24 protein-coding genes, 1 tRNA gene and 1 pseudogene are annotated in these 23,490 nt (G+C 54.0%); 13 read left to right on the top strand and 13 right to left on the bottom strand.

Going from position 1 to position 23,490, the window contains the following annotated elements:
• The first annotated feature begins 44 nt into the window (after window positions 1-44).
• Window positions 45-121, top strand: a tRNA-Arg gene (locus tag NUS69_RS01215).
• Between the two features lie 60 nt (window positions 122-181).
• On the opposite strand, the gene NUS69_RS01210 is transcribed toward NUS69_RS01215, so the two are convergent.
• The 5 genes from NUS69_RS01210 to NUS69_RS01190 form a co-directional block, all read right to left on the bottom strand.
• Window positions 182-1,324 carry a thiamine ABC transporter substrate-binding protein gene (locus NUS69_RS01210; protein ID WP_258084067.1) on the bottom strand — a complete coding sequence of 381 codons (1,143 nt, stop codon included), beginning with the start codon at window positions 1,322-1,324 and terminating at the stop codon, window positions 182-184.
• Between the two features lie 112 nt (window positions 1,325-1,436).
• A complete protein-coding gene (locus NUS69_RS01205) occupies window positions 1,437-2,378 on the bottom strand; it encodes a calcium/sodium antiporter (protein WP_258084066.1) in 942 nt (313 codons plus the stop codon).
• Between the two features lie 41 nt (window positions 2,379-2,419).
• Entirely contained in the window at window positions 2,420-2,935 is a 516-nt protein-coding gene (locus tag NUS69_RS01200; protein ID WP_055429518.1) for a TIGR00288 family NYN domain-containing protein, read from the bottom strand.
• On the bottom strand, window positions 2,932-3,441 hold the full coding sequence (locus tag NUS69_RS01195; protein ID WP_055429519.1) for a TIGR00288 family NYN domain-containing protein: 510 nt from the start codon (window positions 3,439-3,441) through the stop codon (window positions 2,932-2,934). The genes NUS69_RS01200 and NUS69_RS01195 overlap by 4 nt, the downstream gene beginning before the upstream one ends.
• 77 nt (window positions 3,442-3,518) lie before the next feature.
• Window positions 3,519-5,951 (bottom strand): tRNA(Met) cytidine acetyltransferase TmcA, encoded by a 2,433-nt coding sequence (locus tag NUS69_RS01190; RefSeq protein WP_258084065.1) that lies wholly within the window; start codon window positions 5,949-5,951, stop codon window positions 3,519-3,521.
• A gap of 184 nt (window positions 5,952-6,135) precedes the next feature.
• Here NUS69_RS01190 and NUS69_RS01185 point away from each other — a divergent pair, with 184 nt between their 5' ends.
• The 5 genes from NUS69_RS01185 to NUS69_RS01165 all read left to right on the top strand — a co-directional run bounded on the left by NUS69_RS01185 (window position 6,136) and on the right by NUS69_RS01165 (window position 9,818).
• Complete coding sequence (locus NUS69_RS01185; RefSeq protein ID WP_258084064.1) at window positions 6,136-6,831, top strand: hypothetical protein; 696 nt, start codon at window positions 6,136-6,138, stop codon at window positions 6,829-6,831.
• 10 nt (window positions 6,832-6,841) lie between these two features.
• Complete coding sequence (locus NUS69_RS01180) at window positions 6,842-7,210, top strand: hypothetical protein (protein ID WP_258084063.1); 369 nt, start codon at window positions 6,842-6,844, stop codon at window positions 7,208-7,210.
• A gap of 74 nt (window positions 7,211-7,284) precedes the next feature.
• Window positions 7,285-9,183: a dipeptidyl-peptidase 5 gene (locus NUS69_RS01175; protein WP_258084062.1), complete on the top strand. Its 1,899-nt coding sequence runs from the start codon at window positions 7,285-7,287 to the stop codon at window positions 9,181-9,183.
• A gap of 69 nt (window positions 9,184-9,252) precedes the next feature.
• A complete protein-coding gene (locus NUS69_RS01170; RefSeq protein ID WP_258084061.1) occupies window positions 9,253-9,525 on the top strand; it encodes a hypothetical protein in 273 nt (90 codons plus the stop codon).
• Window positions 9,492-9,818 (top strand): PIN domain-containing protein, encoded by a 327-nt coding sequence (locus tag NUS69_RS01165; RefSeq protein WP_258084060.1) that lies wholly within the window; start codon window positions 9,492-9,494, stop codon window positions 9,816-9,818. Before NUS69_RS01170 ends, NUS69_RS01165 begins: the two co-directional genes overlap by 34 nt.
• Here the strand turns inward: NUS69_RS01165 and NUS69_RS11685 are convergent.
• Window positions 9,806-9,914, bottom strand: a pseudogene (locus NUS69_RS11685) (DUF1931 family protein); the annotation flags it as partial. The gene NUS69_RS01165 and the pseudogene NUS69_RS11685 overlap by 13 nt on opposite strands.
• Window positions 9,915-10,021: 107 nt before the next feature.
• On the opposite strand from NUS69_RS11685, the gene NUS69_RS01160 reads away from it, so the two are divergent.
• Together NUS69_RS01160 and NUS69_RS01155 are read left to right on the top strand one after the other, a co-directional pair.
• Window positions 10,022-10,609 carry a molybdenum cofactor guanylyltransferase gene (locus NUS69_RS01160; RefSeq protein ID WP_258084059.1) on the top strand — a complete coding sequence of 196 codons (588 nt, stop codon included), beginning with the start codon at window positions 10,022-10,024 and terminating at the stop codon, window positions 10,607-10,609.
• A 179-nt stretch (window positions 10,610-10,788) separates the two neighbouring features.
• Window positions 10,789-11,769 (top strand): pyrolysin, encoded by a 981-nt coding sequence (locus tag NUS69_RS01155; protein ID WP_258084058.1) that lies wholly within the window; start codon window positions 10,789-10,791, stop codon window positions 11,767-11,769.
• A gap of 5 nt (window positions 11,770-11,774) precedes the next feature.
• Here the strand turns inward: NUS69_RS01155 and NUS69_RS01150 are convergent, their stop codons facing one another.
• Entirely contained in the window at window positions 11,775-12,293 is a 519-nt protein-coding gene (locus tag NUS69_RS01150) for a biotin transporter BioY (protein ID WP_258084057.1), read from the bottom strand.
• A gap of 66 nt (window positions 12,294-12,359) precedes the next feature.
• On the opposite strand from NUS69_RS01150, the gene NUS69_RS01145 reads away from it, so the two are divergent.
• From NUS69_RS01145 to NUS69_RS01135, 3 genes are read left to right on the top strand one after another with little or no spacing between them, the layout of a single operon-like run.
• Window positions 12,360-13,133: a biotin--[acetyl-CoA-carboxylase] ligase gene (locus NUS69_RS01145; protein WP_258084056.1), complete on the top strand. Its 774-nt coding sequence runs from the start codon at window positions 12,360-12,362 to the stop codon at window positions 13,131-13,133.
• A complete protein-coding gene (locus tag NUS69_RS01140; RefSeq protein WP_258084055.1) occupies window positions 13,120-13,911 on the top strand; it encodes an energy-coupling factor ABC transporter ATP-binding protein in 792 nt (263 codons plus the stop codon). Before NUS69_RS01145 ends, NUS69_RS01140 begins: the two co-directional genes overlap by 14 nt.
• Complete coding sequence (locus NUS69_RS01135) at window positions 13,908-14,669, top strand: energy-coupling factor transporter transmembrane component T family protein (RefSeq protein WP_258084054.1); 762 nt, start codon at window positions 13,908-13,910, stop codon at window positions 14,667-14,669. Before NUS69_RS01140 ends, NUS69_RS01135 begins: the two co-directional genes overlap by 4 nt.
• On the opposite strand, the gene NUS69_RS01130 is transcribed toward NUS69_RS01135, so the two are convergent.
• Complete coding sequence (locus NUS69_RS01130; protein WP_258084053.1) at window positions 14,666-15,301, bottom strand: hypothetical protein; 636 nt, start codon at window positions 15,299-15,301, stop codon at window positions 14,666-14,668. The genes NUS69_RS01135 and NUS69_RS01130 overlap by 4 nt on opposite strands.
• A 52-nt stretch (window positions 15,302-15,353) precedes the next feature.
• Window positions 15,354-15,743 (bottom strand): hypothetical protein, encoded by a 390-nt coding sequence (locus NUS69_RS01125; protein ID WP_308686513.1) that lies wholly within the window; start codon window positions 15,741-15,743, stop codon window positions 15,354-15,356.
• 97 nt (window positions 15,744-15,840) lie between these two features.
• Here NUS69_RS01125 and NUS69_RS01120 point away from each other — a divergent pair, with 97 nt between their 5' ends.
• The gene (locus tag NUS69_RS01120) at window positions 15,841-16,632 is read left to right on the top strand and encodes a DUF63 family protein (protein WP_258084052.1); all 792 of its coding nucleotides are present in this window, start codon (window positions 15,841-15,843) and stop codon (window positions 16,630-16,632) included.
• 9 nt (window positions 16,633-16,641) lie between these two features.
• Here the strand turns inward: NUS69_RS01120 and NUS69_RS01115 are convergent, their stop codons facing one another.
• From NUS69_RS01115 to NUS69_RS01100, 4 genes are all read right to left on the bottom strand, one after another.
• On the bottom strand, window positions 16,642-17,988 hold the full coding sequence (locus tag NUS69_RS01115; RefSeq protein WP_258084051.1) for a hypothetical protein: 1,347 nt from the start codon (window positions 17,986-17,988) through the stop codon (window positions 16,642-16,644).
• Between the two features lie 65 nt (window positions 17,989-18,053).
• Window positions 18,054-20,573: a DEAD/DEAH box helicase gene (locus NUS69_RS01110; protein WP_258084050.1), complete on the bottom strand. Its 2,520-nt coding sequence runs from the start codon at window positions 20,571-20,573 to the stop codon at window positions 18,054-18,056.
• Between the two features lie 21 nt (window positions 20,574-20,594).
• On the bottom strand, window positions 20,595-21,068 hold the full coding sequence (locus NUS69_RS01105; protein WP_258084049.1) for an Lrp/AsnC family transcriptional regulator: 474 nt from the start codon (window positions 21,066-21,068) through the stop codon (window positions 20,595-20,597).
• A 32-nt stretch (window positions 21,069-21,100) separates the two neighbouring features.
• Complete coding sequence (locus NUS69_RS01100) at window positions 21,101-22,228, bottom strand: tyrosine--tRNA ligase (RefSeq protein ID WP_258084861.1); 1,128 nt, start codon at window positions 22,226-22,228, stop codon at window positions 21,101-21,103.
• Between the two features lie 123 nt (window positions 22,229-22,351).
• On the opposite strand from NUS69_RS01100, the gene NUS69_RS01095 reads away from it, so the two are divergent.
• Complete coding sequence (locus NUS69_RS01095; protein ID WP_258084048.1) at window positions 22,352-23,455, top strand: CGP-CTERM sorting domain-containing protein; 1,104 nt, start codon at window positions 22,352-22,354, stop codon at window positions 23,453-23,455.
• The last annotated feature ends 35 nt before the right edge of the window (window positions 23,456-23,490 follow it).

Raw genomic sequence — 23,490 nt, 5'->3', positions numbered from 1 at the left:
CCCACCACAACTTTTATAAAACTCCCCCAAGACCATTAGCCCGAGGGCCCGTAGCCTAGCAGGATAGGGCGCCGGCCTTCTAAGCCGGAGGTCGCGGGTTCGAATCCCGCCGGGCCCGCCATTTCCCAAAAAGCTATTCTAACGCCCTAAATGGAAAAGAAATAAAAGAAGGATAGAAACCTCACCGCCTCCTCCTGAGGAGGAGCGGAAGGACGGCAAGGCCTACGAGCAGGGCCGGCCCACAGATGCCGGAGTTGCTGGACTCTCCGCCGGTTTCGGTGGTCGTCTTCCCGAGTATCTCGTCCGGGCTCTTGCCCTCCACCATGAGCTGGGTCCACTGCTTGAGCCAGAGGTCGTAGTTCTTCTCGATCTCCTTGGGGTCAACGGTAACGGGCTCCTCCACCTTGACGGCATAGCTAAAGACCTCCGGGAGCTTGACGTTCCTGTTCACCGGGTACATCCACTGGTTGAGGGGAAGCTTCTCCTGGGCCTCCTCGCTGATGAGGAACTCGATGAACTTCTTCGCCAGCTCCTTGTTCTTGGCGCCCTTGACTATTCCGGCACCCTCTATCTGGAGGTAGTTGCCCTCGCTGAAGGCAACGGCTCCAACGTTGGTGTTGTTCTCGTAGTAAACCGTTGCCGCCGGTGAGGTGGCGTAGCTGAGAACGAGGGGATACTCACCCTCGCTGAAGGCTCCCCATGCCTCGCTCCAGCCCTTGACTATCTGGACGTCGTTCTCCTTGAGCCTTTCCCAGTAGTTCAGCCAGTCGTCGCCGTAGACGGCTATCGTCCAGAGGAGGAAGGCCATTCCCGGTGAGCTGGTGCGCGGGTCTTCGATTATCAGCTTGCCCTTCCACTCGGGCTTGGTGAGGTCTTCGAGGCTCTTCGGCGGGTTCTGGACCATGTCCTTGCGGTAGTTGATGGCTATGTAGCCGTAGTCGTAGGGCGTGAGGTGGAACGTCGGGTCAAAGCTGTCTATTATCCACTGGGGAATGACGTCGGCGTTGGCCGGCTTGTAGGGCTCCAGTATTCCGGCATCGATGGCCTTGGCCAGGTAGCTGTTGTCTATGCCCACCACGACGTCCGCCTGCGGGTTGTCCTTCTCAAGGACGAGCCTGTTGAGAACTTCTCCTGCATCTCCGATGAGGACGAGGTTCACCTTAATGCCATACTTCTCCTCGAAAATCGGGATGATCTCCTTCATCCACCACTCAATGCTGTCGTATGAGTAAACCGTCAGCTGCTCCTGGGCTTTAACGGGCTTTGCCGCCCCGAGGGCGCCGAGGAGCAGGAAGGTGAGCAACAGGGTGGCGAGCTTTCTCATTTTTCCACCTCCATGAACCGGTTTTGGGTTTTCATAAGGGGGTAATAGACGGGATTAAAAAGCTTTGTGCCCCAGAACTGTGTCCTAAAAAGTAAGGGGGAATGGAGAATGGTCATCCCTGCGGCAGGTGGACGCCCCCGGTGAGGTATACGTAGAGGAAGTAGGAATAAATCGCCAGCAGTATTCCACCGGTGAGCCTGTCTATCCTGCCCGTGAAGCGAAGGACAGCCGTCAGTATGGCCATAACCAGAAGGGTCAGGGGCAGCGTGAATGTGTAGATGGTGGAGTCGACGTATATCGGGTTTATGAGGGCCGCTATTCCTATGACCATGAGGATGTCCAGGATGTTAGCACCTATTATGTTGCCAACGCTTATGTTCGGAAGCCGTTTGAGGGTCGCCATGAGGGAGTTTGTGAACTCCGGCAGGGACGTGCCGATTGAGACCATCGTGAGGCCTATGACGACCTCGGGGACTCCAAAGGCCCTGGCCATCGTGACAGCGCTGTCCACCACGAGCTTCGCCCCGGTCACGACGAGAATGCCGCTCCCGAACATTATGAGGGCATCCCTCTTCGGGTTTCCGCGCCCGCCCTCGGGGAGCTCCTCAAGCGTCATGTGCTTCCGGTAGAGGTAGTAGAGGAAGCCGAAGTATATCAGTATCAGGCTCGCCCCGTCGAGGCGGCTTATCTTGCCGTCGTACATGAGCAGACCCGCATATGCTGTGACGGCTATCATGAAGAGGGAGTTCTTCCAGGCTGTCTTCTCCACATTCAGGGGGCGGAGCAGGGAAGACACACCAAGGATCAGGGCTATGTTCGCGAGTGCGCTTCCAATCGCGTTTCCCAGCGCTATGTCGGGCTTTCCCTGGTAGGACGAGATCGCCGAGACCGTAACTTCCGGCAGGGTGGTGGCTATACTGGCCAGAACGAGCGCTATGATGAACTCGCTCACCCCGAAGCCCTTCGCAACGCGCGAGGCGGCTTCAACAAAATAGTCGCTCCCTTTGATGAGCAGGACGAGGCCTAGAGCGAAGAGTATGATTTCAACTATCACTTTCTCCCACCAGAATAGGGCTGGAAAGAAAGCTTAAAAGTTTATTTGAACTCATGGGTTTCGCCTTTGCCCTCCATCTTGATGACGTAGTCCGCCGCGTTCTGGAGTGCGACCGAGAAGCCGGGCTCCACGCCGATGACTATGGTCTCCTTTCCCCTGCGCTTGGCCTCGTTGACTATCGGAAGGAAGTCGGCATCGCGGGTGGCAAGGGCTATTACCTCCACGTCGGAGTTGTAGATGAGCTCCATGGCCTCTATGGCTATCCTGACGTCGGTGTCGCCGGCGACTATGATGGGCTCAAGCCCCTGGTTGACGACGGCCTCTATGAGCCCCTGGGGAGCGTACTGGTTGAGGACTACCTTGGCGACGCGGAGCTTTCCAATCCTCTCAAGGGCGTCTATTATGTCCTCCAGCTTTATCCCGAACTCCTTCCTGAGGATGTTCGGGCCGTCGATGATGAGGCCTATGCTCCTCTTCTTCTTCGGCTTTTCCGGGGTGCTGACCTCCCTGACCTCCTTCTCCCCGCGCCTGAGAACCCTAAAGAAGCGCTCCTTCATCTCCCCTCACCGCCCTCAAGGATTATGGTGTAGTCCGCCGCGTGCTTCAGAGCCGCTGAAAAGCCCGGTTCGATGCCGATGACTATAGTCTCCTTGCCCTTTTCCTTGGCCTTGAGGATGACCGGCAGGAACTCGGCGTTTCTCGTTGCGAGGGCAATCACGTCGATGTTGGGGTTGTATATCTCCCTCATCGCCTCGACGGCGAGCTTGACACCGGTCTCACCCGAGACAACGATGGCCTCGAACCCCTGGTTGGACACCGCCTCTATGAGCCCCTGGGGAGCGTACTGGTTCAGTATCACCTTGGAGACCCTGAGGTCGCCCAGTCCCTCCAGGGCCTCAACTATGTCCTCCAGCTTGACACCGAACTCCTTTCTGAGGATGTTCGGACCGTCGATGAGCAGTGCTATCCTTTTACCGCGGCCTATCTTTCGTCTCATGGTTCCTATGCTCCTCATGCCATCCTTCGTTATCGAGATTATCTTCTCCCAGTTGCCGCCCGGCATAGGAGTCACCGTTGGAATGGATACACCAGAGTTACCGGGGAAACTACGCACCAATCCTATAAAAAGTTAGTTTAGGGTCACGAGATGACCCTCTTGTAGTAGTACCAGAGGCCCCTGATGATGTCGCGCACCTCTATCATGGTGAAGGTCTCGGTTCTGTCTATCAGCTTTGCCGCCTCCTCCCAGCTGTGCCCCTGGAGAACGCGGTAGATGAGGAGCCTTATCTGCCTCTCGTCGAGGTATGGCTTCATCCAGCCGTCGAGGAAGTAGAGCTTGACTATCGGCTTCACCGCGTCAACCACGGTGTCGTAGGTGAGAACCTTGCCCGTGAATGCATCGAGGCGCTTTCTCTGGACCTCCGTGAGGTGAATCGGATAATCCACAGCTTCGCCGAAGGGCGTCTCGAAGAGCCAGCGCGCTATCTCGGGCTCAATTTCGCGGTGGGTATCGCTCAGCCACTCCGTCAGCCTTATGCGGAACTCGTCGTTGGCCTTCTTGATGATCTTCTTCGCCCTCTCGCTTATCGGCTTGAGGACTATGGCGGTAAACTCACCGCTCACAGGGTTTCTCGCGGGGCTGAGATGAACTACCGCAAAGCCGTTCCGAACCCAGAAGCGGACGAGCTCTTCGCTCGCCCCAAAGCCCGAGCCGATCCAGTCAAGGCCTTTCTCCCTCGCCTCCTTCTCAAGGAGCTCAAGGGCTTTGCTTCCAAGCCCCATGTCCATTGCGTCCGGGTGGGTGGCGATGCGGACTATCCTGTACCCCCTCAGCTTGGCGAACTCCTTCGCCATGTGGTGCTTGACCATCATGTCCGGGATAATGTTGCCGCGCGGCTTGTAGCCCTTCGCCATCTTCTCGATGACCTTCTTCGGAATGTTGCCCTCCTCCGCTATCTGAATCGCCGTAACTATCTTGCCGTTCTTGAGGCGGAGAACCCTCGCCCTGTGGTGCGGCGCGTCCGCGAGCAGAGCAACGTCGCTCGGCCTGTTGCGGTAGTGGGCGAGGATGTAGATGCCGACGAAGTTTCTGAGGTCTTCCCTGTCGTTCTCGAACCAGTCGTCGAGGTCGGGCTCCTCGAAGTAGACCTCTTTGTTCTCTATCAGCCTGTAATCTTCCTGGGTGAGCTCAACGGGCTCTGCATCGAGGAGCAGAACATCGAAGAGCCACTTCTCTATCGGGTCGTTTTCCGCGTAGCGTATCGGCTCCTCCATGTGGAGCTCCCTGAACTGCCTCCGTTCCCTGGCCCTCTTCAGGAACTTAACGGAGAAGCCCCTTCCGGCCCCCTCGTAGCCGTGTATGGTGGAGGAATACACCACGCGCGGCTTGTTGAGGTACCTGTGGAGTATGGGAACGTGGATTCCAGCGGCCTCGTCGAGGATGTACAGGTCGGCGGTCTTTTTGTAGCCCTCAGCGGGGGGATAATACCTCAGGCCGATCTTCCTCGCGTAGAGCTCCTTGATTAGGCCCTTCTCCTCGACGACGTGCGGCTTGAAGCCGAGCCTCTGAAGGGCACGCTTGGCGAAGCGGAACAGGGCCTGGACGTTCTCCGGCTCGGGGGCTGTCACAACTATTCTGGTTCTCTTCTTGAGCGCCAGTGCGAGGCCTATCGCGGCTATTCCAACGGAGACGCTCTTTCCACGGCCCCTGTCGGCGGTGAGGACTAGCATGCCCTCCTCCTCAACCAGCCCTTCAAAGGCCTTAAGGACTTCAACCTGTCCCTCCGTGAGTGCCATCTCGTAGAGCTCACGCGGGAAAAGGGTATTCTCAGGAATCGGTACGCCCTTTCTGGCCCTGATCTTTGCCTGGGTTTTGTTCCTCTTCGGCTTCTTTTTGGCCTTTCCGTTCTCGGTGATGATGTAGATGCCCTCGTGCTCCGTGAACTTCCTGATGAGGCGCCTGTTGAAGCGCTTTTTGACGTCGTCTATCGTGTATGGCGGCGTGACGAGGCTCTTGTGGAAGCCCGTCCACATGTTCTTCCACTTCTCGAAGGGGTGGGCGAGTATGAAGATGAGCCCGCCGCCGCGGACGGTCTCGATAATCCTACCGAGGTCGTTGGGGGAGTAATCGTAGCTCATGTCCAGAATTAGCAGGTCGTACGTCCTTCCGAGGATGTCCCTGGTGTGTTTGAAGGTAACCGCTTTAACCTCGGCCCCCCCAGCCAAAAGGTCGAAGTGCTTTCTGAAGGCCTCGTAGCGCTTCCTTCCAAAGGTATCCTCTCCGAGTGCATCGGTTGCGTAGAGGACCTCGATTTTATCCTCGCTCTCATCGCGGAGGCGCTTTTCCTTGAGCTCATCGAGGATATCTCCGAGAACCCGCGCCGAAGCCCCCGCGAGAATTCCGGCCAGCTCGGCCTTCCTCAGCGTGTCCCCCTCTATGATTATCATTCTCCTGTGGAACTTCTCAAGCGCCTGAGCTAAAGCCGTCTCGGTGAGCCTGAGAACCGAGTCCTTAACCTTCTCGCCTTTGGCGTAGTCTCTCACTTCCTTGTCAAAGCGGACCTTGACGGTCACGGCCGCCACCTCCCGGATAAAAGGGAGAAGGGGGATTTAAAAAGGTAGCTCATAGTCTTTAAATTAAGTACTACAAATCAAATTAAATCATAGACAATCCCCATATAACCATCTTCTTTTAAGCGAAAGTGTTATATACGATGAGTGTAAAAAAGTTAATGCAAGAACCCGTTGGGGAGGGTCGATGCGGAAGCGTGCACTGCTGGCCATGTTTGTGGTTTTGCTGTTGATTGGGGCATACGGCGCCTACGTGGTCAGCTACCCCAAGTATCAAAAAGTGGATGGTTGTGTTAACCCGTTTGCCGTTGTGAAACCTGTAAGCAGGGCCCAAGAGAATTGGTCAGAGGCCCATGTGTTCTTCAAGCTCTCAACCACTAGAGACTTCTGGAAGCTGGCAAAGCCTTGGAACGTTGATTACTCTCACGTGAAGATTGTAAAGCACACAATTGAGTACAACGGGGAAGAGATAACAATGCTCGCCATGGGAATTCCATTGAAGGACAAGAAGCACGTGATAGCACTGTACGAGTTCTCAAAGCCAGTACAGGGAGTGAAAGTAAAGTCATATCTGTTTGAGATAAGAGACAACAATGTGACAATAAGAAAAACAACCACCAACGGGTATGCTATCCAAGTAAGCTCCTGTACACACGAATGTTCTAGCAACTCTGATTGTGGGTATATGGAGCAATGTGACCCCTATATTTGCAGTACGGATTGGGTAGGAGTTTACAAGTGCTGTGGCGAGTCATGCTGGATTTTCTGCCTTGGAGGGATAGAGAATCCATTATGTATCACATGCTTAACAACAGTATGTCCAATTTGGTGCATTAATCAAAACTCTGAGTTTGGAAGTAGATGCGTTCCTTTCCATAGGTGAGGTGATTGGAATGACCAAAAAGAGAAAATTCTTGTATTCAATGTTTTTCTCGTTTTTCTTTTTAAGTGGGGCAATATTAGATATCCGAGAAACAAATCCTCAAAACTGGGTGGTAGATAGTCTGATTCTCGTGATGATCACAACGGCAGTTACAATTGAATACTGGTATTTAAGTGGACTTCTTTTTTCAAAAAACAAAAGTAGGAGCTACGGAGTCACCATTATAATAACAGCAACTACAGCCGTACTATTGATCAAAATATTCCTTGGAGGGTATTCCCAACTAGTCCGTTATATAACCTTTGGGGCCATTATTAGTATTTTCTATGGGGTTTCTACACTAGTTATATCTAAATATGGAAATGCCTCAAAACACTGAGCCCCTTTTATTTAAATTTCAATCGAAACGCTAAGCTTTTATACGAAAAGGCAGAGATTAACCCGGTGGTTTCTATGACTGAGGGATTGGATATTAAAGACCTCGGAAAGTTCAAGCTCGTTGGGAACATTGATGCCTTCAGGAAAAGGCTCGTCTTTCAGGTGACGGAGATAAGCGTTGAGAAGGACGACTACTTCTCGAGGCTCTACCTCTACGACGGCAGAAAGGTTAGGCCCTTCACCTCCGGAAAGAAGGACTCAAATCCGCGCTTCTCCCCTGACGGGAAGCTGATAGCCTTCACCTCGAAGCGAGACAGGGAAAGCAAGGAAGCCGAGCTCTACGTCATTCCAACGGACGGCGGCGAGGCAAGGCTTTTAGCGAAGTTCAAGTATGGCATCAAAAACCTTCGCTTCACAGAGGATGGTAAAAGCATAGCGGTCGTTACTCCAATAGACGTCGAGAAGAAGCCGAAGGACGACGTCCACCTCATCAGGGAGATACCGTTCTGGTTCAACGGCGTCGGCTGGGTCTACGGGAAGAGAAGCGTTGTTTACCTCGTTGACCTTGAGACAGGCAGAAAGAGGCGCGTAACGCCGAAGAACCTCGACGTCTCGCAGGTTCGCTTCCACGATGGGAAGCTCCACTTCATCGCCCAGGAGGACCGTGAGAGAAAGCCCATGGTGAGCGATCTCTACGTCCTTGAGGGCAGGAGGGCGAAAAGGCTCACCCCCGGAGAGTGGAGCGTTCAGGACTTCATTCCTCTCGACGACGGTACGTTCATCCTCAAGGCAAACACGCGCCAGAGGGGCATTCCGACGAACACGCACATATACCATTACAACCCTGAGACGGGAGAGCTAAGGAAGCTCACAGCTAAACTCGACCGCTCGGCATACAACTCCCTCAACTGCGACGTCCGGGGAAGCCAGAGAGCAGAGCTGGTTTTTAGGGACGGCTGGGTTTATTACGTGGCAACGGATGGCCCGAGGGCGAACCTCTTCAGGGTAAACCTTGAGGGGAAAATCGAGCGTGTCATCGGCGGCGATAGAAGCGTCGAGAGCTTTGCCATTGGGGACTACATAGCCTTCACCGCCCAGGACGCGGTCACTCCGACGGAGCTCTACGTTCTCAAGGATGGAAAAGAAAAGAAGGTTACGGACTTCAACGGCTGGATTAAGGACTACAAACTCTCGAAGCCGGAACACTTCACCGTCAGGGCCAGCGACGGCGTTGAGATTGACGCTTGGATTATGAAGCCCGTTGACTTTGAGCCGGGCAAAAAGTATCCGGCCGTTCTTGAGATTCACGGCGGGCCGAAGACGGCTTACGGCTACTCCTTCATGCACGAGTTCCATGTTCTGACCGCCAAGGGTTTCGTGGTAATCTTCTCCAATCCAAGAGGAAGCGACGGCTACGGCGAGGACTTCGCCGACATAAGGGAGCACTACGGTGAGAGGGATTACCTTGACCTCATGGAGGTCGTTGATGAGGCCCTGAAGAGATTCGACTTCATCGACGGGGAAAGGCTCGGCGTCACCGGCGGCTCCTACGGCGGCTTCATGACCAACTGGATAGTCGGACACACGAAGCGGTTTAAGGCGGCCGTTACGCAACGCTCAATCTCCAACTGGGTGAGCTTCTTCGGGACGACAGACATCGGCTACTTCTTCGCGCCCGACCAGATAGGCGGCGACCCCTGGGGCAACACCGACGGCTACTGGGAGAAGAGCCCGCTGAAGTACGCGCCGAACGTGGAAACACCACTCCTCATAATCCACTCGATGGAGGACTACCGCTGCTGGCTTCCCGAGGCTCTCCAGTTCTACACGGCGCTCAAATACCTGGGCAAGACCGTTGAGCTGGCCATCTTCCCCGGCGAGAACCACGACTTAAGCAGAAGTGGCAAGCCGAAGCACAGGGTCAAGCGCTTGGAGCTGATAGCGGGGTGGATGGAGAGGTGGTTGAAGGATTGACTTTCTTTACTTTTCCTTGAGGAACAACACTTAAATATATGAATTCACATAATTCTGTGTGGTGATAGCATGCCCAACATAACCCTGTCAGTTCCCCCCGATCTTTACAGGCGTATGAAAAAGCACCCGGAGATAAAGTGGAGCGAGGTTGCGAGGAGAGCAATAGCGGAATATTTAGCGAAAATCGAGGCTGAGGAGCTTAGTTCGGACGAAGTGCTCTCCCTCCTTGGGGACGAGTTTAGAAAGGAGCTTAAGGAAACCCCAGTCGAGAAGTACGAGGAAGCACTCAAAGAAACGAGGGATGCGGAATGGAAAAGGCTCTCTACGACACGAACTTCCTAATCGATGCCCTCAAATCCGGTGAGAAACTCGATGGATACACAACGGTTCTCAACATCGTCGAGTTTCCGAGGGCGCTTGAGCTTGGCCTTAGGGTCATAACACCGGGCCTTGAGGACTATTTGCTCGCGATCAAGATATCGCAGGCGATGGTGAAGAGGGGAACGCCAGTCCCGGCGGTTGATGCCATCGTTGCGGCTGTTGCAATAAACCGGGAGCTGACGCTCGTCACGAAGGACAGGCACTTCGAGTGGATAAAAGAGGAGTTTGAAGGACTGGACCTTCAGAGCGTGTAATCAAGCACCCCTTTGCTTCCTCAATGTGCTCCGGATAGACGTTCTTAATCTCCGGGTGGAGGGCTTGATGACCCTTCCGACGAGCACAAAGAGCGTTCGGCTGTGGTTGGAAGCATCGCCCAGATTTGCCAAGGCTTCAGTAACAGAACTCCTTCAAAATTTCAAAACGCTGGATTTTTAAAGGGCGAGTTGAGATGGTAACCATGCTCGGGGTAATCCTGGCCTTCCCAGAAAAACGGTGGGAGAACTACACCCTTCCCGTTGCGGATGAGCCCGTTGTTAAGCTCACCGAGCAGAGGCTCCTCATGAGCAAGAGGATAGAGGATGCCATAACGGTGGTCAGAAAGGACAAGCTCAGGACTTATTCCCTTCACGTCTCGAATCCCCTTCCCGTTTCCGCGAGGAGCAGGATGGAAGCCCTCCTGAAGGCCCTCCATAGGGAGCCGTTCTTTCTGGCCGAGGGAAACATGCCCCTGATAATGCCCTTTCTCGTAAACTACATGATCGGACTCTTCTACGAGAACGAGCCGGAGGCGCTGATACCTGTCTGGAAGGACGGGACGGCGGAGGTTACGCACGCGGTTTACGATCCTGACGCCCTTGCCGATGCCATTAATGCGGCCCTGGCTGAGGGCTACCGGAATCTGGGCCGGGTAACGGAGTTCCTGGATTATGAACCGCTGTCCATTGAGGAGCTGGCGAAGAGGAACCCGAAGGTGACGCTGAGCTTTTTCAGGGTGAGGAACTCCTTTGACGTTAGATTCGCGGCCGAGACCCTCCGGAAGCTGTGAGGTAAATTCACTTTGGGGATTTCCCAAATTAATGCAGGAATACTTAAATAGTGTGAGACCTACAATGTATTAAGGGTAGGGCTCCACAGGTTCTTCTGCCCGGTTCGGACCAAAAGGAGAGATTTATTATGAAAAAAATTTTGAGCGCAGCGTTATCGCTGCTCGTACTGTTTAGTCTGATGGCGGTGTTAGGACCCACTACCGTTTCTGCAAAACCGCTGAGCGAATACAACGTGTTGATCCTTAAGAACGTGAACGCATGGAACTCGCCGGCGGTCGAGGACACCCTCACTGACATGGGGGTTCCGTACGATGTTATGACTGGCATTGAGCTTCAGAACAAGACAACTCAGGATCTCATAGACACATATGACATGATCATCATTGTAAGCGACCAGCCCCAGAGCTTTTACGACCAGATAGGACCCCAGATGGGAAAACTGGAAGACTATGTGAAAGCAGGAAAGGTTCTTGAGATTCATGCCGCCAACTGGGGATGGAACGGCGGGCTTTGGACGACGCCCCTTCCAAGAAACGTAACTATAATACGGAGCTATTCGAACTACGATTACGTGATAGCCAACAACACGACGCTCTACAGCAGCTACGCCAGTCACGGCTACTTCGTTGGCCTACCTGCCGATGCGGAGATAATAACCGTCCAGGCACCCACAGGAAGCCCAGACTACGGCAAGCCAAGTACCGCAATATACACCCTAGGAAACGGCAAGGTCTTCGTTACCGGCCTGACCATTGAGTACAGCGTTGCCAGAAGAGGCCCCGAATGGAAAGCGTTCTACACCGAGATGGTCATGAATAACCTCGGATATTCCCAGATGGCACCGGCTCCGGAGACACCGGTTCAGAGGGGAATAAACGTGATGCTCTTCAACTTCTACTACTACATCCAGTACCACAGGAACCTTGAGAGATACAACGCCCTGTACGAAGAGGCCGTTGCGGGAGGCATGGACAACGAGACCCTGGGACTGGCGACCGTCCAGAACGACACGGCTGCAGAATACTACGCCAACGCAAGCCAGTACGGCCCGGTTGTGGCGAACTTCCCGAGAATCTACATCTTCATAGATTTGAGAAAGGCAGCGCTTCATCAGAAGCAGGCGGTAGGAATACTTGAAGAGGCGATGGCGGACTGGTGACGCCATCACCCCAGATCTATTGCTTTTCTCACCCTGTCGGCTATCAAAACCGCCAGGGCGGCTTTTATAACATCCACGGGAATGAAGGGTAGCACCCCAAGGAGAAACGCTTTGTGAAAGTCTCCCGCGAGGAACAGGCCGAGTCTCAGCCAGCCGAGGAGGTATATGACCCCAACCCCGGCAAGAGAGCCGACAATCATTCCGGTTTTTCCCCCGGATTTTTCGGTTATATAACCCGCAAGAAATGCCGCTATGGGGAAGGCCACTATGTATCCGCCGGTTGGCCCGTAGAGGACTGCAAACCCTCCATGAAAGTTGGCAAATACCGGGATGCCCACGGCACCCATAAGAACGTAAACCAGCTGGCTCAAAAAGCCGAGTCTCGCCCCGAGAACGAGTCCGCTAAGGAGAACGAGGAACACCTGAAGTGTTACGGGAACTGGCCCCACTGGAATGCTGATCTGAGCCCCCACTGCTGTCAGGGCCGCGAAGAGACCTGCAAAGGCTACATCGCGTGCTCTCATTTGACCACCATTCGGGAGCACTTCCGTTAATCTTTAAAACGTTTTAGTTAACGAAAATTGGTCGCTATGAGGGGGATGATAAAGGACAGTCCGGTGAAGAGGGGAATACTGTCCATGATGAAGAGCAGGAGGATGGTATCAGGGGAGGAGATAGCCAGGGAGCTGGGTGTTTCAAGGGTCTCCATATGGAAGCACATTAAAGAGCTCCAGGCCCTCGGGTACGAGATAGAGACCACAGGAAAAGGTTACCGGCTCATTTCCACCCCCGAAAAGCCATATCCCTGGGAGCTTGACGTCAGGAGCTACTACCTTTTGAAGACGCCGTCAACCATGGAGGTCGCTGGGAGGCTCGCTGAGAGGGGAGAACCGGAGTGGACGTTTGTCATAGCGGAGGAGCAGACCGCAGGAAGGGCCCGTCGGGGAGGGCGGTGGCTTTCGAGGAGGGGAGGCCTGTACTTCTCGGTGATTCTGAGGCCAAGGATTAGGCTTACAGACGTTGGAAACCTCATGGAGCCCTCCCTCAAAGCGGTTGCGAGAACCCTCAGAGATTACGGGATCCCTGCGGAGGTTCTTGAGGAGGGGGTCTATACAGGAGGAAAAAAGATAGCGGGCGTCCTTCTGGAGGCGGCAGGGGAGCTGGATATGGTCCGATACGCCATCATTGGGGTTGGGCTGAACGTTTCCAATCCTGTGCCGGATGATGCGACGTCCATGGTACGTGTGCTCGGAAGGGCACCCACACTCATAGAGGTCTCCAGGAAGCTGTTCCGGGAACTCAAACTCTCACTGGGAACTTTTTTAAATCAGCAGTCGGAAGTTGAAAGCGATGCTGAGGGCTGAGAACGTCTGGCATATCTACGAGAACGGGAGAGAGGCGCTGAGAGGCATAGACTTCGAGATGGGCGAGGAGATAGTGGCTCTGGTGGGCCAGAACGGAAGTGGAAAGACGACGCTGGCTAAGCACTTCAACGGCCTCCTGAAGCCCACGAAGGGAAAGGTAATCGTCGATGGAATGGACACCAGGGAACATACCGTCGCCGAACTAAGCAGAATAGTCGGCTATGTCTTTCAGAACCCGGAGCACATGTTCTTTGAGGAGAGTGTCTTCAGGGAGGTTGCATTCGGGCCAAAGAATCTCGGTTTGAGTGAGGAAGAGGTCGAGAGCAGGGTAAGATGGGCACTGAAAACCGTCAACCTTGAGGGTTACGAAGAGAGGGCACCCTACTCCCTCAGCGGCGGTGAAAAGCAGAGACTGGCGATAGCCTGCGTCCTGGCCATGAAGCCGAAGTACCTCATTCTGGATGAACCAACGACCGGCCTGGACGCCAGAAACGCCGCAGGAGTCGTCAAGACCATACGCGAACTGAGAAAAGGCGGTCATGGAATACTCCTCATCACCCACGATATGGATCTGGTTCTGGAGCTGGCCGAGAGGGTAGTTCTGCTCCACAGGGGCAGGAAGGTCTTCGACGGTCCAGTGGAGGAGTTCTTCTCCCTCGAACTGCACGACTACGGGCTTGAAAAACCGGAGCTCCTCAGAATAAGCGAAAAACTCGGAATAGGGTTTGTTAGGAGCACCTCGGAGGTCATAAACGCCCTGGCGGGTGGTTCACGATGATATATCCCTTCTACTTCGAGAGGGACTCCCTGCTTCACAGCCTCGATCCGAGGGTCAAGATAATCGGGACCCTCGCCGGAATCGCCGCAATAATGCTCTACAATGACCCCCTTTTCCTGATCCCGCTGTTCTTTCTCACTCTCATATCAGCCAAAGCTCTCGGGAAAATTGAAATTAGGGAAGTGCTCCACCTTCTGAAGCCCCTCATTCCGATAGTCATTATAACCATTGTGATATGGCCCCTGATATACAAGCCGAGGCTTGAGGGGCTTCTCTTCGGCATCTCCTTCTCGATGCGCCTGCTGACCTTCGCCCTGCTGACGTTCATGCTTCTGATGACGACGAGCCAGCGCGACCTGATCCTCGGCTTTGTGAAGCTGGGTATGCCCTACGAGTTCGGTCTGACGATTTCAATAGCACTCCGCTACATTCCCACCCTCTACATCCTGACTGGCAACATTATGGACGCCCAGAAAAGCCGGGGATGGGAGGTGGAGAAGGGCAACTTCTTGGTCAGGATGAAGAGAATGAGCGCAGTCCTTATACCCCTTCTTGTAGCGTCCCTCAAGACTGCCCACGAGCTGAGCATAGCCCTAGAGAGCCGCGCCCTCGGTGCCACCAAGAAAAGGACGTTTCTCTATGACATCGAGATGACCTGTAGGGACTATCTTGCCATGACCGCCCTCCTGCTCCTCTTTGCGCTGGCGCTCTACGTCCGATACGGCCTTGGGCTGGGACATATAAGTATATATGACTAGAGCAGGGGCTTTATTAAGGAGTCAATCGGTATCGAGTGGTCACCCACTGCAGAGACGTAGTCGGGAGGTGCCTTAAGGACGGTCATGTTGAGCCTGTAGTGACCGCGGTAGGAGCTGGTTCTAAGAACTACCAAAGCTTCGAATATCTCGGGGAGGTCATAGAGGCGCCTGAATTCCGCGGGGAGGTCGAGTTCGTTGAGTTCTATAGTGGTGTGTCCAAGAACCAAGATAAGCCCCTTTCTGTCAACCAGTTTTCTAATCTCCACAATTCCCTCGGCGGAGCGGTTGAGAAGTGCCGGAAAGAGCGAGACCACCACAAGGGAGCCATCCTCAACGACGTTGAGCGCTTGGAGGAGTTCCTCAACGGAGTAGACGTTGCCTGCGTAGAGGTTCGAGGCGTCCTCAGCGATGCGCTTCAGAACCTTAACGGAAAACGACGCTCCAGGACCGATATGATAGACGAGGCCGTTCTCAAGGGCGTTTGCGACGAGGTGGTACAGAAAGACGGTCTCTGCGAGCTCATCGGCCGCTATCATGGCCGACATGCTCCCCTCGGCAAACGCGAGGGGAAACGCATCGAAGGGCTTCACATCCCTGGATTGGAGCTCGGCCGGTTTGAAAAACATAGGCATCACATAGCTTAGCGCGCTGGGGATATTTATACCTTACCCAAAAAAGAGAAACTCAGAGCGCCGCGAGTGCGCCGATTGTGAACATTCCCAGGAGCGCAAGGATTCCCATCACAAGGATGGCTATAATCCCCGAGAGTAGCCATGCCAAGAAGGCTCTGAGCCAGTCAGTATCGAACACCGCCTTGATGACCCATATGCTGGTTATGAAGGCCGCTATCGAGCCAAGGGGCCCAAGAACCGCCCCCACTATTGCACCGACTATCATGCCCAGTATTCCCCCTCCGACTATGGCAATCACAGCCCTTCCCACGGAGGCGTTTTCAATCCCCAGGAGTTTTGCCGCCATCCAGAGAAATATCGCCGCCACAAACAACGCCAGCAGAAAGGCGAATATCACGGTGGCTCCCATAGCCACCACAATTCCCGGCCCAAACATCGACATCCCCCTACATTTTTGAAACCTTCAAGTTTATCAGCTTTTCCTTTTTGCTCCCAAAAGACCTTTAAACAGGTATGGGGACTCATCTGGGGGTGAAAAAATGCTGGAATCCCTGATGGACTTTCTCTACCGCTACTTCTGGGAACCGATGTTCACGAGGAGCGGCTACAACCCGGTCAACACGTTCGTCTACGCCTTCCTGCTGGGGCTTGGAGTGATATACTCATATAAATATATAATCAAGCCCCTCCGAATAAAGGTCGACGAGAGGCTCTTTCTGGCGGTTACACCCATGGTAATCTTTGGCTCGACGGTGAGGGCGCTCGTTGATGGGGGAGTTCTCCCAAAGAATCCCCTCATACTGACCCCTGGAATATTCTTTACAGCCTTCATCCTGATACTTCCCGCCCTGGCTCTGGATTCAAAAATGGGTACGTATCCTAAGATAACCGTTGCATGGGGGGCGCTTCTGGCGCTCTGGGCCAACTACCTCCTTGTGACCAACGCCAAGAGCTGGGAGCCCTACGGACTGACCCTCATCCACACCGCAGTCAGCTTTGCCGCAGTCTTCGCGTTCTACCGGTGGAGGCCCTTTGAGAGGCTCTACCTCTACCCGGTTCTCGCCCACTACTTCGATATAGCATCGACCGTCGTGGCCATCCACTTCTACGGCTACCGCGAGGTGCACTGGCTGGAGAACATCCTGGTGAACTACCTGGGGGCGTACTCATACTACCCGTGGATAACACTGATACTCCTGGTGGTCTACTACGGGCTCAGGTACCTCGTGCCCGACGAAGAGGAGCGCTATTTCTGGTACCTCGCAATATACATCCTCGGATTGGGCCCGGCCATAAGGGATCCGGCCCAGCTGGTACTCCAGATAGGGTGATTCCCCATTTTACCCTTGCCGGAGTTTTTTGTTCCATATGGATTTTAACAATTCAAATTCATCGAGCTGAAGGTTAGTGACTACCCTTCTATTCACCCACGGAAGTATAAACTCAAGCTGAACTCTCTGAATTGGTTTTCCAGTTCCAGAAAGTACCGACGTGGATGTGGCTCTTGCCAACATAGCATCCGCGAGCACTATTGGAACTATCTGCTTGCTGAAAACTGGTTTCATAACGAGAACTATTTTGTCGGGAGATATGGGAAGAACGCTTTCAGAGAATACCAGTTCTTCTCTGCTTGTAAAGAACTCCTGCAACTGGGAATATACCTTTAAGAGTTCCTTTGCACTTTTATCTCTGAAAATCTTATGAGGAACTCTCTCAATCAGCGAAAAGACAAATCGTTCTCTCGTCCGAACCTTCGCATCAGCTATATGCATCAGTTCAGCAACTATGAGAGATACTGCACCGGCACCTTTTGGCCACACATGGATTTTTCTGGTATGCAGGCAAAGTTTACCAGTATTGGGCCAAACAAGGCAGGAATTAAACAACTTCACAATATTAAGGCCACGCTTCACCACATCACGGGAGAGTTCTGCTCTCAAGACTTTGAATGCATCCTCGGGAGGGGTTTTCAAATCAATCAGAACTTTTTCGTTCTTACCAAATCTTAACTTGTGAGTGCTCATATCTACATGCCTAGTACCCTCTACAATCAAATCCCTGAAACGCCCCATATAATTTTCTCCCTCGGACACTTCTACCTCTACAAGTTTCATATTATCCCCAAGCTCCCTTACCCGCTTTTCTATCAGAACGTTCCCTTTCTGAATAATTGCAGGGCTATGAGGACAACGATACAAGACAAACCAGACAACTTTGTCCCCCGTATTTCCTTTAACTATATTCCCGCAGTGTTTGAGGTACTCTTTTTCTCTGCTTACAACTAATACGCCCTCGTTTTCTCTCACTGACAGTACTGGAGGCATAATAATATAGCTCCCACTCATGGAATCAAACATGCACAATGGTTCGAACAGTAAGGCTATTTTCTCAATTAACAGGGGTGGATACTTACTTCCCACGGCATTTTTTACACTTTCAACGAAATCAAAGGGATTTATCAGATAATGTGTGATTGGGAGAAGCTTCAGAAGTAGCTTAAACTTATTGGGGTGCGGACGTGTAGGACGGAGTTCTACAAATCTCCAACTGGGTAGCTGATTACGGCATTTCCCTGAAGATACTCTGAAAAAATATGGTAACTCTTCAACATTCTTTGAATCAATTTTAAATTCTTGACGTACTCCGCTTTCAGGATGCTCCAAGACAATGACCATTTCCTGCCTCATTATACCCACCCGGAATACCTTGGTAGGAAGTACTAAAATCGTTTCTGCCCTCGTTAAGAGGAATGTTACTTCAGCTTACCCGCTTTACTGCGGATGGTTCTTCCCTCTTCAATCTCCCGCCTCAGAACCTTTGCCTCCTCTTCGGCACTCCTTACGCGGAAGACCCTCGCGATTCTCTCTATCGCTTCAAGCTTCCTCACAATGCCATCGAGCCAAGTAAAGACATCGCCCGGATAGACTATCAGCCCGTAGACCTTCCTGAAGTGCTCCGCTATTTGGGTTGGATGCCTCCCGTTCCTCCTCAGCTCGATTATCATGTTGCTGACCCGCTCCATCGCGTGCTCGGTGCAGTCTTCCTCGGGACACATGAAGAACTCCTGGTAGAGCATAAAGAGCCTCTCTGCGGCGTTGGGACTGAGCTCCGGAATGACCCTGTCGAGCTCCTCAAGGATGGAAGCGAAGCTGGGCGAGAAGACGTTGGCGCTCAACCTCCCCCTCACTGCGCCCTCAAGCTCCCTTTGGAGCGTCCCGCTTAGGTAAAGGTTCTCGAAGGGGAGGAGTTTGACGGCTATCCACCCGGCCGGCTTCTTTCCGAGGTTATCCCTTATGAACGCGGCCTCCTTTGGGAGGAGGAAGCTCATGCTCACGGCCCTCCCATAGGGCGTGACCTCGACTAAGGAGCCCTTAAGCCGGACGAAGCCGAATTCTTCAAGCTTTTCAAGGACTTTCTCGGCGTTCTGATTGGCACCGAGGCATTTGCTCTGAACCTCCTCGATGACGTCGAGGCGGTTGAAGACGCAGGAGTGGGCCAGAACGTTGTCCCCCTCAAGCTCGTCGCTCCACTCGACGATGACGGGTTCAATCGGTGCGGTGAGGAGCTTGAATGCAACTTCGTCCTCCGAGCTTTCCATCCCGGCAGAATACTTCCTCCCGGGCTCAACTATGAGGTAGACCTTCCCCTTCTCGTGGTAGAGGGGCCTTCCGGCCCTCCCGAGCATCTGATGGAACTCCCTGACGGTGAGCCACTTGTTGCCCATTGCGAGGCTCTCGAAGATGACCTGGGAAGCGGGAAAGTCAACGCCGGCTCCAAGGGCGGCTGTGGTGACCACAACGTCGAGCCTCTGAGCCAGGAACTCCATCTCGGTGAGCTTCCTCTGTCTGTAAGGTAAGCCAGAGTGGTAGGGCTTCGCTTTGACCCCCTTGCTCGTGAGGTAAGCGGCCAGCTCGTGCGTCCTCTTGCGCGAGAATGTGAAGACTATCGTCTGCCCCTTGTAGCCCCGCCGGGATTTTCTCATTGCCTCCGCACGGCAGAGAACCGCTATGTGACGCCACTTCTCGCTCTCGTTCCTCGCTATGATTATGTGCCTCTCCAGATCGACTGGCCTTTCGTCGTAGAGCACCAGCTTCAGCCCGAGTTCCCTGGCCAGCTCGTCAGGGTTCCCGACGGTGGCGCTCAGGCCTATGAACTGGGCATTTGGGTAGAGCCTCCTCAATCTCGCAATTAAACCGTCCAGCCTCGGCCCGCGCTCCTCGTCGTCTAGCATGTGGATTTCGTCTATCACGATGGTTCCGACGTTGCCGATTTTCCTGCCGGCGCGGAGGAGGTAGTCTATCCCCTCGTAGGTTCCAACGATTATGTCAGCATCTATGCCAGTATCGACCACAACCAGCTCGTCCCTCGTCTTAATCCTGCTCATCCCAACTCTTATCGCCACGCGGAGGCCGAGTTTGGAATAGCGCCGTTTGAAGTCATCGTACTTCTGGTTTGCCAGAGCAACGAGGGGGACGAGGAAGAGCATCTTCTGGCCCTTCATGGCCTTGGGAACTCCCGCCAGCTCGCCGATGAGGGTCTTACCGCTGGCGGTTGCAGATACAACGAGGAGGCTCTCGCCCTCAAGGAGGCCGTTCTTTACCGCCAGGCTCTGGACGGGGAGGAGCTCGTTAACGCCTTCAGCTTTGAGAACGGACTTAAACTTCTCCGGGAGGTCGAGCTCGTCAACCTTTACTTTTTCCACCCTGGCGTGCTTCGCCTTCAGCTCGTCCCACTTGGTTATCTCCGGGTGCCTGGTGGGGTCAAAGCGCGGGTCGAAGGCGTAGAGAACTTTATCGAGGTCTCTAAACCTGTCAAGGAGCTTCTTGGCTTGGTCGAACATGGCAACGCTCCTGAACCTGAAGCGGAGTTCCCTCTTCAGCTCGTCCTCTGCACAGCGCTCGCAGATGTACTCGCCGTGATATTTAATGCGGTTGCCCTCGGTAAGGACGGTCACCCTGCCGTCGAGGAGACAGAGGCGGCAGAGCTCGGCTTTCTCAACGCGCTTGTTCTGGAGCCTCCTCTTAAAGTAGTCCTCCCACTCGTCAGCGTTCACAAGGACGATTATTGCCTGACGGAGGAGCTTCTCGATCTCCTTGGGGTTGCGGTACTGACTCCCCTCAAGAACCTTGAAGAGCCTTCCCTCTCGCATTATGAAGCGGTATATAGCATCGGCCTTGAGGTTTCTCATCTGTGAGAGCTTTTCGGGCTCGTTCTCGATGAAGAATGCCTCAAGCTCGTTCTTCTTTCTCCCAGGTCTCACGACGAAGAGCATCCCCACTCCCTCGCCAAGCGATCAGTGCCTCTTGCTCTCACCGGGCACCCAGTTCTCCTTGAAGATATCTATTATAAGGGTGACTTCAACCCGCTCCAGGTTTTTGCCGAATAACCGTTTGAGCCTTCCGGCGAAGGCCTTGACCTCATCCGTGTCGTGGAAGCTCGCCCTCACGAGTATCTGTCTCTCACCGCTACGACGGTAGAGGCCCTGAACCTCATCCAGCTTGGCAACCCGTCTCAGAATCGGGTCGATGGTGTGGTCGTCTATGGCAAGTTTTAGCTCAAAGAACGCCTGAACGTATTCGTCGAGGAAAGCCGGGTCAACGATGGCGGAGTAACCCTTAATTGCCCCGAGCTTCTCCAGCTTTTCTACCCTGTTCTTAACGCTCGCAGGGGACAGGCCAACCCTCTTCCCGAGCTCGGTTAGGGTTATCCTGCCCTCCTTCCGAAGGATTCTGAGTATCTCCCTATCCTTCTCGTCTATCCCCGGCATCGGTTCCACCAGCTAAAAGGGAAGGAAAAAAATCAGCGGGTGATTTTTATCTCCCGCATCAGCTCAAGCGGCTCTGGATTCCTCTCGAAGTAGTCCCTGACCGGCTTGAGGAGTTCGATGAGGTACTCGGCGACGGCGTTCTTGAGGTCGAGCGGGTGAAGCTTACCCTCGGCGAAGTCCTTCTTGAGCTCCTCAATGGTCGTGTAGGTAACGTCGCCGCCGAACTTGGCCGGGCGGTGGATAGTGAACTCGGTCGGCTCCTCGCGGAAGATTATGTACTCGGCCCAGTCGAGGACGGGGCTGTATTTGACCTCCCTGGCAGGGCAGAATGCCTTCCTGAGTTTTTGCTTTATCTCCTCCGGCGTATCGTGGATGAAAACGGCCGAGTAAGGCTTGCTCTTGCTCATCTTCATCTGGGTCTTCAGCTCCTTGAACTTCTCCTCGTCCTCTATCGGCCAGACCGGCGGCTCCTGAAGGCCCAGGAGAAGGTGGTGGTGCAGAGCGACCGGCTTGAGCTTCTCGCCGTTCCATTCGAGGGCGTGGTACTTGAGCTTCTGGGCAACTTCGATGGCTATGACGTGCGCCTTCCTCTGGTCCATTCCAGCGTGGGCTATCGTGACCCCCTGGTAGAAGATGTCCGCCACCTGCATCGCCGGGTAGATGAGCTTGGCAAAGTCTATGGCCTCACCCATCTGACGCCCCATTATCGTTATCGAGCGCATCATTCTCGCGAGGGTGACGTTCTTGGAGATGTCTATGACGGTCTGCCAGTAGTCGCCCTTCTCCAGTATCTCGCTGGCCAGAACGAACTCGACCTTCTCCGGGTCGCCGCCCATGACCTTTATGCTCTGCTTCATTCCCTCCTTGAAGTAGCTCAGCGCGACCTTCTGGATGACCTCAAGGTCTCCACCGAGCTTGTCGTTTATCCAGCTGTGCCAGTCGGCGAGGAAAATTCTCGTCTTGATTCCAGCCTTCTGGAGGTCGGCTATCTTTGCTCCGGCCATAAGTCCGGTTCCGAGGTGAATGTAACCGCTTATCTCGAATCCGATGTAGTGCTGCATGGGGACACCGACTTCAAGCAGGTGCCTGAGGTTCTCCTCCGTCAGGAGTTCTTCCGTGGGCTTCCTCTTGATAAGTTCTATTTTCTTCTCAATATCCATACTCACCACCTGAAGCGAAAACGATGCAAGCCTTTAAGGACTTTACGGAAGTTTTTCCAGGCTGTTAAAGTTCGGATTCATAAGATTTATAACTTCATGGAGCGTAAATAACCCGGTGATACCATGAGGAAGGCTGCAATAATAATGGCAGTGTTTGTGTTCTTTGGTGTTTTTGGTTTTGCCATGGCAAGTGCAACGACAATCGGCGTTGACCTCGCCCACGGCGAGAGCGACAAGGGACTGGCAGTTCTGACCGACAGGGACGGCAACGTCCTCGCGGAGGGAATGATAAAGACCCTCAGCGACTTCAACTGGGTCTACATCGGCGACCCTGCCGTTGCCGACACGCTTGGAATCCAGAACGTTGGGGACAAGATAACCTACGACGCTATTAAGGACGTTGACTTCCTTATCCTCGGACAGCCGAGCCAGGCCTTCAGCCCGGATGAAATACAGGCCATCGTCCAGTGGTGGAACGATGGCAACAGGATTCTCTGGGTCGCCGCTGATTCCGACTATGGAGACGGCCCGAACAGGATTGACTTTGCTGACACCATTCTTGACGCCATCGGCGCCAACCTGCGCGTTGACCAGGCTTCAGTTGAGGACGCAACCAGCAACGCCGGTGCCGGATACCGTGTCATCGGCCTCGTTAACCCCGACCCGGACACTCCCGAGAAGGACATGATAACCAAGGACCTCGCCAACGGCGGAAAGGTCCTCTTCCACGGTCCGGGTGTTGTCGCTTACTACGACGAGAACGGCGACTGGAAGCCCCTCCCTGTCGGAGGCGGCATTGAGAACATCTATGTGATCGTCACCAGCAGTAAGGACGGCCAGATCGTTGAGAACACCGACCCGGCTGCTAACGCTTACACTGCCGGCGACACCGGCCAGTTCCCGCTCATGGCAGTCCAGCTCTTCCCCGACATGAAGAACGTCCTCATAGTCAGCGGTGAGACTCCCTACGGTGGCTACGAGCCAATGTGGGCACCCGAGTACCACGGGGTCAAGCTCGACGGCCCGCAGTTCGTCTCCAACTTCATCAAGTGGGCAGTCTACGTCCAGGGCGAGCTCGGCAAGGAGACCGCAAGCGAAACGACCAGCGAGACCTCCGAAACTGGCAGCGAAACCACTGAAGGCGGTGAAACCGGAGGCAGCACCTGCGGTCCGGCTGCCCTTGTTGGCCTGGCACTCGTCCCACTCCTCCTCAGGAGGAGGAAGTGATTCCCTTCCTTTCTTTTGTCATTTGAACCATTAAT

Source organism: Thermococcus thermotolerans, assembly GCF_024707485.1.
GTDB lineage: Archaea > Methanobacteriota_B > Thermococci > Thermococcales > Thermococcaceae > Thermococcus > Thermococcus thermotolerans.
The sequence above is the reverse complement of the archived record's forward strand: the minus strand, read 5'-3'. Positions and strand labels throughout refer to the sequence as shown.

What these genes read in the sequence shown, in the direction of transcription:
- NUS69_RS01125 (WP_308686513.1), bottom strand. Translation starts at nt 15,743, where the DNA reads ATGTCGATGTTTGGGCCGGGAATTGTGGTGGCTATGGGAGCCACCGTG.
- NUS69_RS01140 (WP_258084055.1), top strand. Translation starts at nt 13,120, where the DNA reads ATGCTGAGGGCTGAGAACGTCTGGCATATCTACGAGAACGGGAGAGAG.
- NUS69_RS01155 (WP_258084058.1), top strand. Translation starts at nt 10,789, where the DNA reads ATGGCGGTGTTAGGACCCACTACCGTTTCTGCAAAACCGCTGAGCGAA.
- NUS69_RS01210 (WP_258084067.1), bottom strand. Translation starts at nt 1,324, where the DNA reads ATGAGAAAGCTCGCCACCCTGTTGCTCACCTTCCTGCTCCTCGGCGCC.
- NUS69_RS01150 (WP_258084057.1), bottom strand. Translation starts at nt 12,293, where the DNA reads ATGAGAGCACGCGATGTAGCCTTTGCAGGTCTCTTCGCGGCCCTGACA.
- NUS69_RS01200 (WP_055429518.1), bottom strand. Translation starts at nt 2,935, where the DNA reads ATGAAGGAGCGCTTCTTTAGGGTTCTCAGGCGCGGGGAGAAGGAGGTC.
- NUS69_RS01110 (WP_258084050.1), bottom strand. Translation starts at nt 20,573, where the DNA reads ATGCTCTTCGTCGTGAGACCTGGGAGAAAGAAGAACGAGCTTGAGGCA.
- NUS69_RS01185 (WP_258084064.1), top strand. Translation starts at nt 6,136, where the DNA reads ATGCGGAAGCGTGCACTGCTGGCCATGTTTGTGGTTTTGCTGTTGATT.
- NUS69_RS01180 (WP_258084063.1), top strand. Translation starts at nt 6,842, where the DNA reads ATGACCAAAAAGAGAAAATTCTTGTATTCAATGTTTTTCTCGTTTTTC.
- NUS69_RS01115 (WP_258084051.1), bottom strand. Translation starts at nt 17,988, where the DNA reads ATGAGGCAGGAAATGGTCATTGTCTTGGAGCATCCTGAAAGCGGAGTA.
- NUS69_RS01165 (WP_258084060.1), top strand. Translation starts at nt 9,492, where the DNA reads ATGGAAAAGGCTCTCTACGACACGAACTTCCTAATCGATGCCCTCAAA.
- NUS69_RS01135 (WP_258084054.1), top strand. Translation starts at nt 13,908, where the DNA reads ATGATATATCCCTTCTACTTCGAGAGGGACTCCCTGCTTCACAGCCTC.
- NUS69_RS01160 (WP_258084059.1), top strand. Translation starts at nt 10,022, where the DNA reads ATGCTCGGGGTAATCCTGGCCTTCCCAGAAAAACGGTGGGAGAACTAC.
- NUS69_RS01120 (WP_258084052.1), top strand. Translation starts at nt 15,841, where the DNA reads ATGCTGGAATCCCTGATGGACTTTCTCTACCGCTACTTCTGGGAACCG.
- NUS69_RS01100 (WP_258084861.1), bottom strand. Translation starts at nt 22,228, where the DNA reads ATGGATATTGAGAAGAAAATAGAACTTATCAAGAGGAAGCCCACGGAA.
- NUS69_RS01195 (WP_055429519.1), bottom strand. Translation starts at nt 3,441, where the DNA reads ATGCCGGGCGGCAACTGGGAGAAGATAATCTCGATAACGAAGGATGGC.
- NUS69_RS01145 (WP_258084056.1), top strand. Translation starts at nt 12,360, where the DNA reads ATGAGGGGGATGATAAAGGACAGTCCGGTGAAGAGGGGAATACTGTCC.
- NUS69_RS01130 (WP_258084053.1), bottom strand. Translation starts at nt 15,301, where the DNA reads ATGCCTATGTTTTTCAAACCGGCCGAGCTCCAATCCAGGGATGTGAAG.
- NUS69_RS01175 (WP_258084062.1), top strand. Translation starts at nt 7,285, where the DNA reads ATGACTGAGGGATTGGATATTAAAGACCTCGGAAAGTTCAAGCTCGTT.
- NUS69_RS01095 (WP_258084048.1), top strand. Translation starts at nt 22,352, where the DNA reads ATGAGGAAGGCTGCAATAATAATGGCAGTGTTTGTGTTCTTTGGTGTT.
- NUS69_RS01170 (WP_258084061.1), top strand. Translation starts at nt 9,253, where the DNA reads ATGCCCAACATAACCCTGTCAGTTCCCCCCGATCTTTACAGGCGTATG.
- NUS69_RS01105 (WP_258084049.1), bottom strand. Translation starts at nt 21,068, where the DNA reads ATGCCGGGGATAGACGAGAAGGATAGGGAGATACTCAGAATCCTTCGG.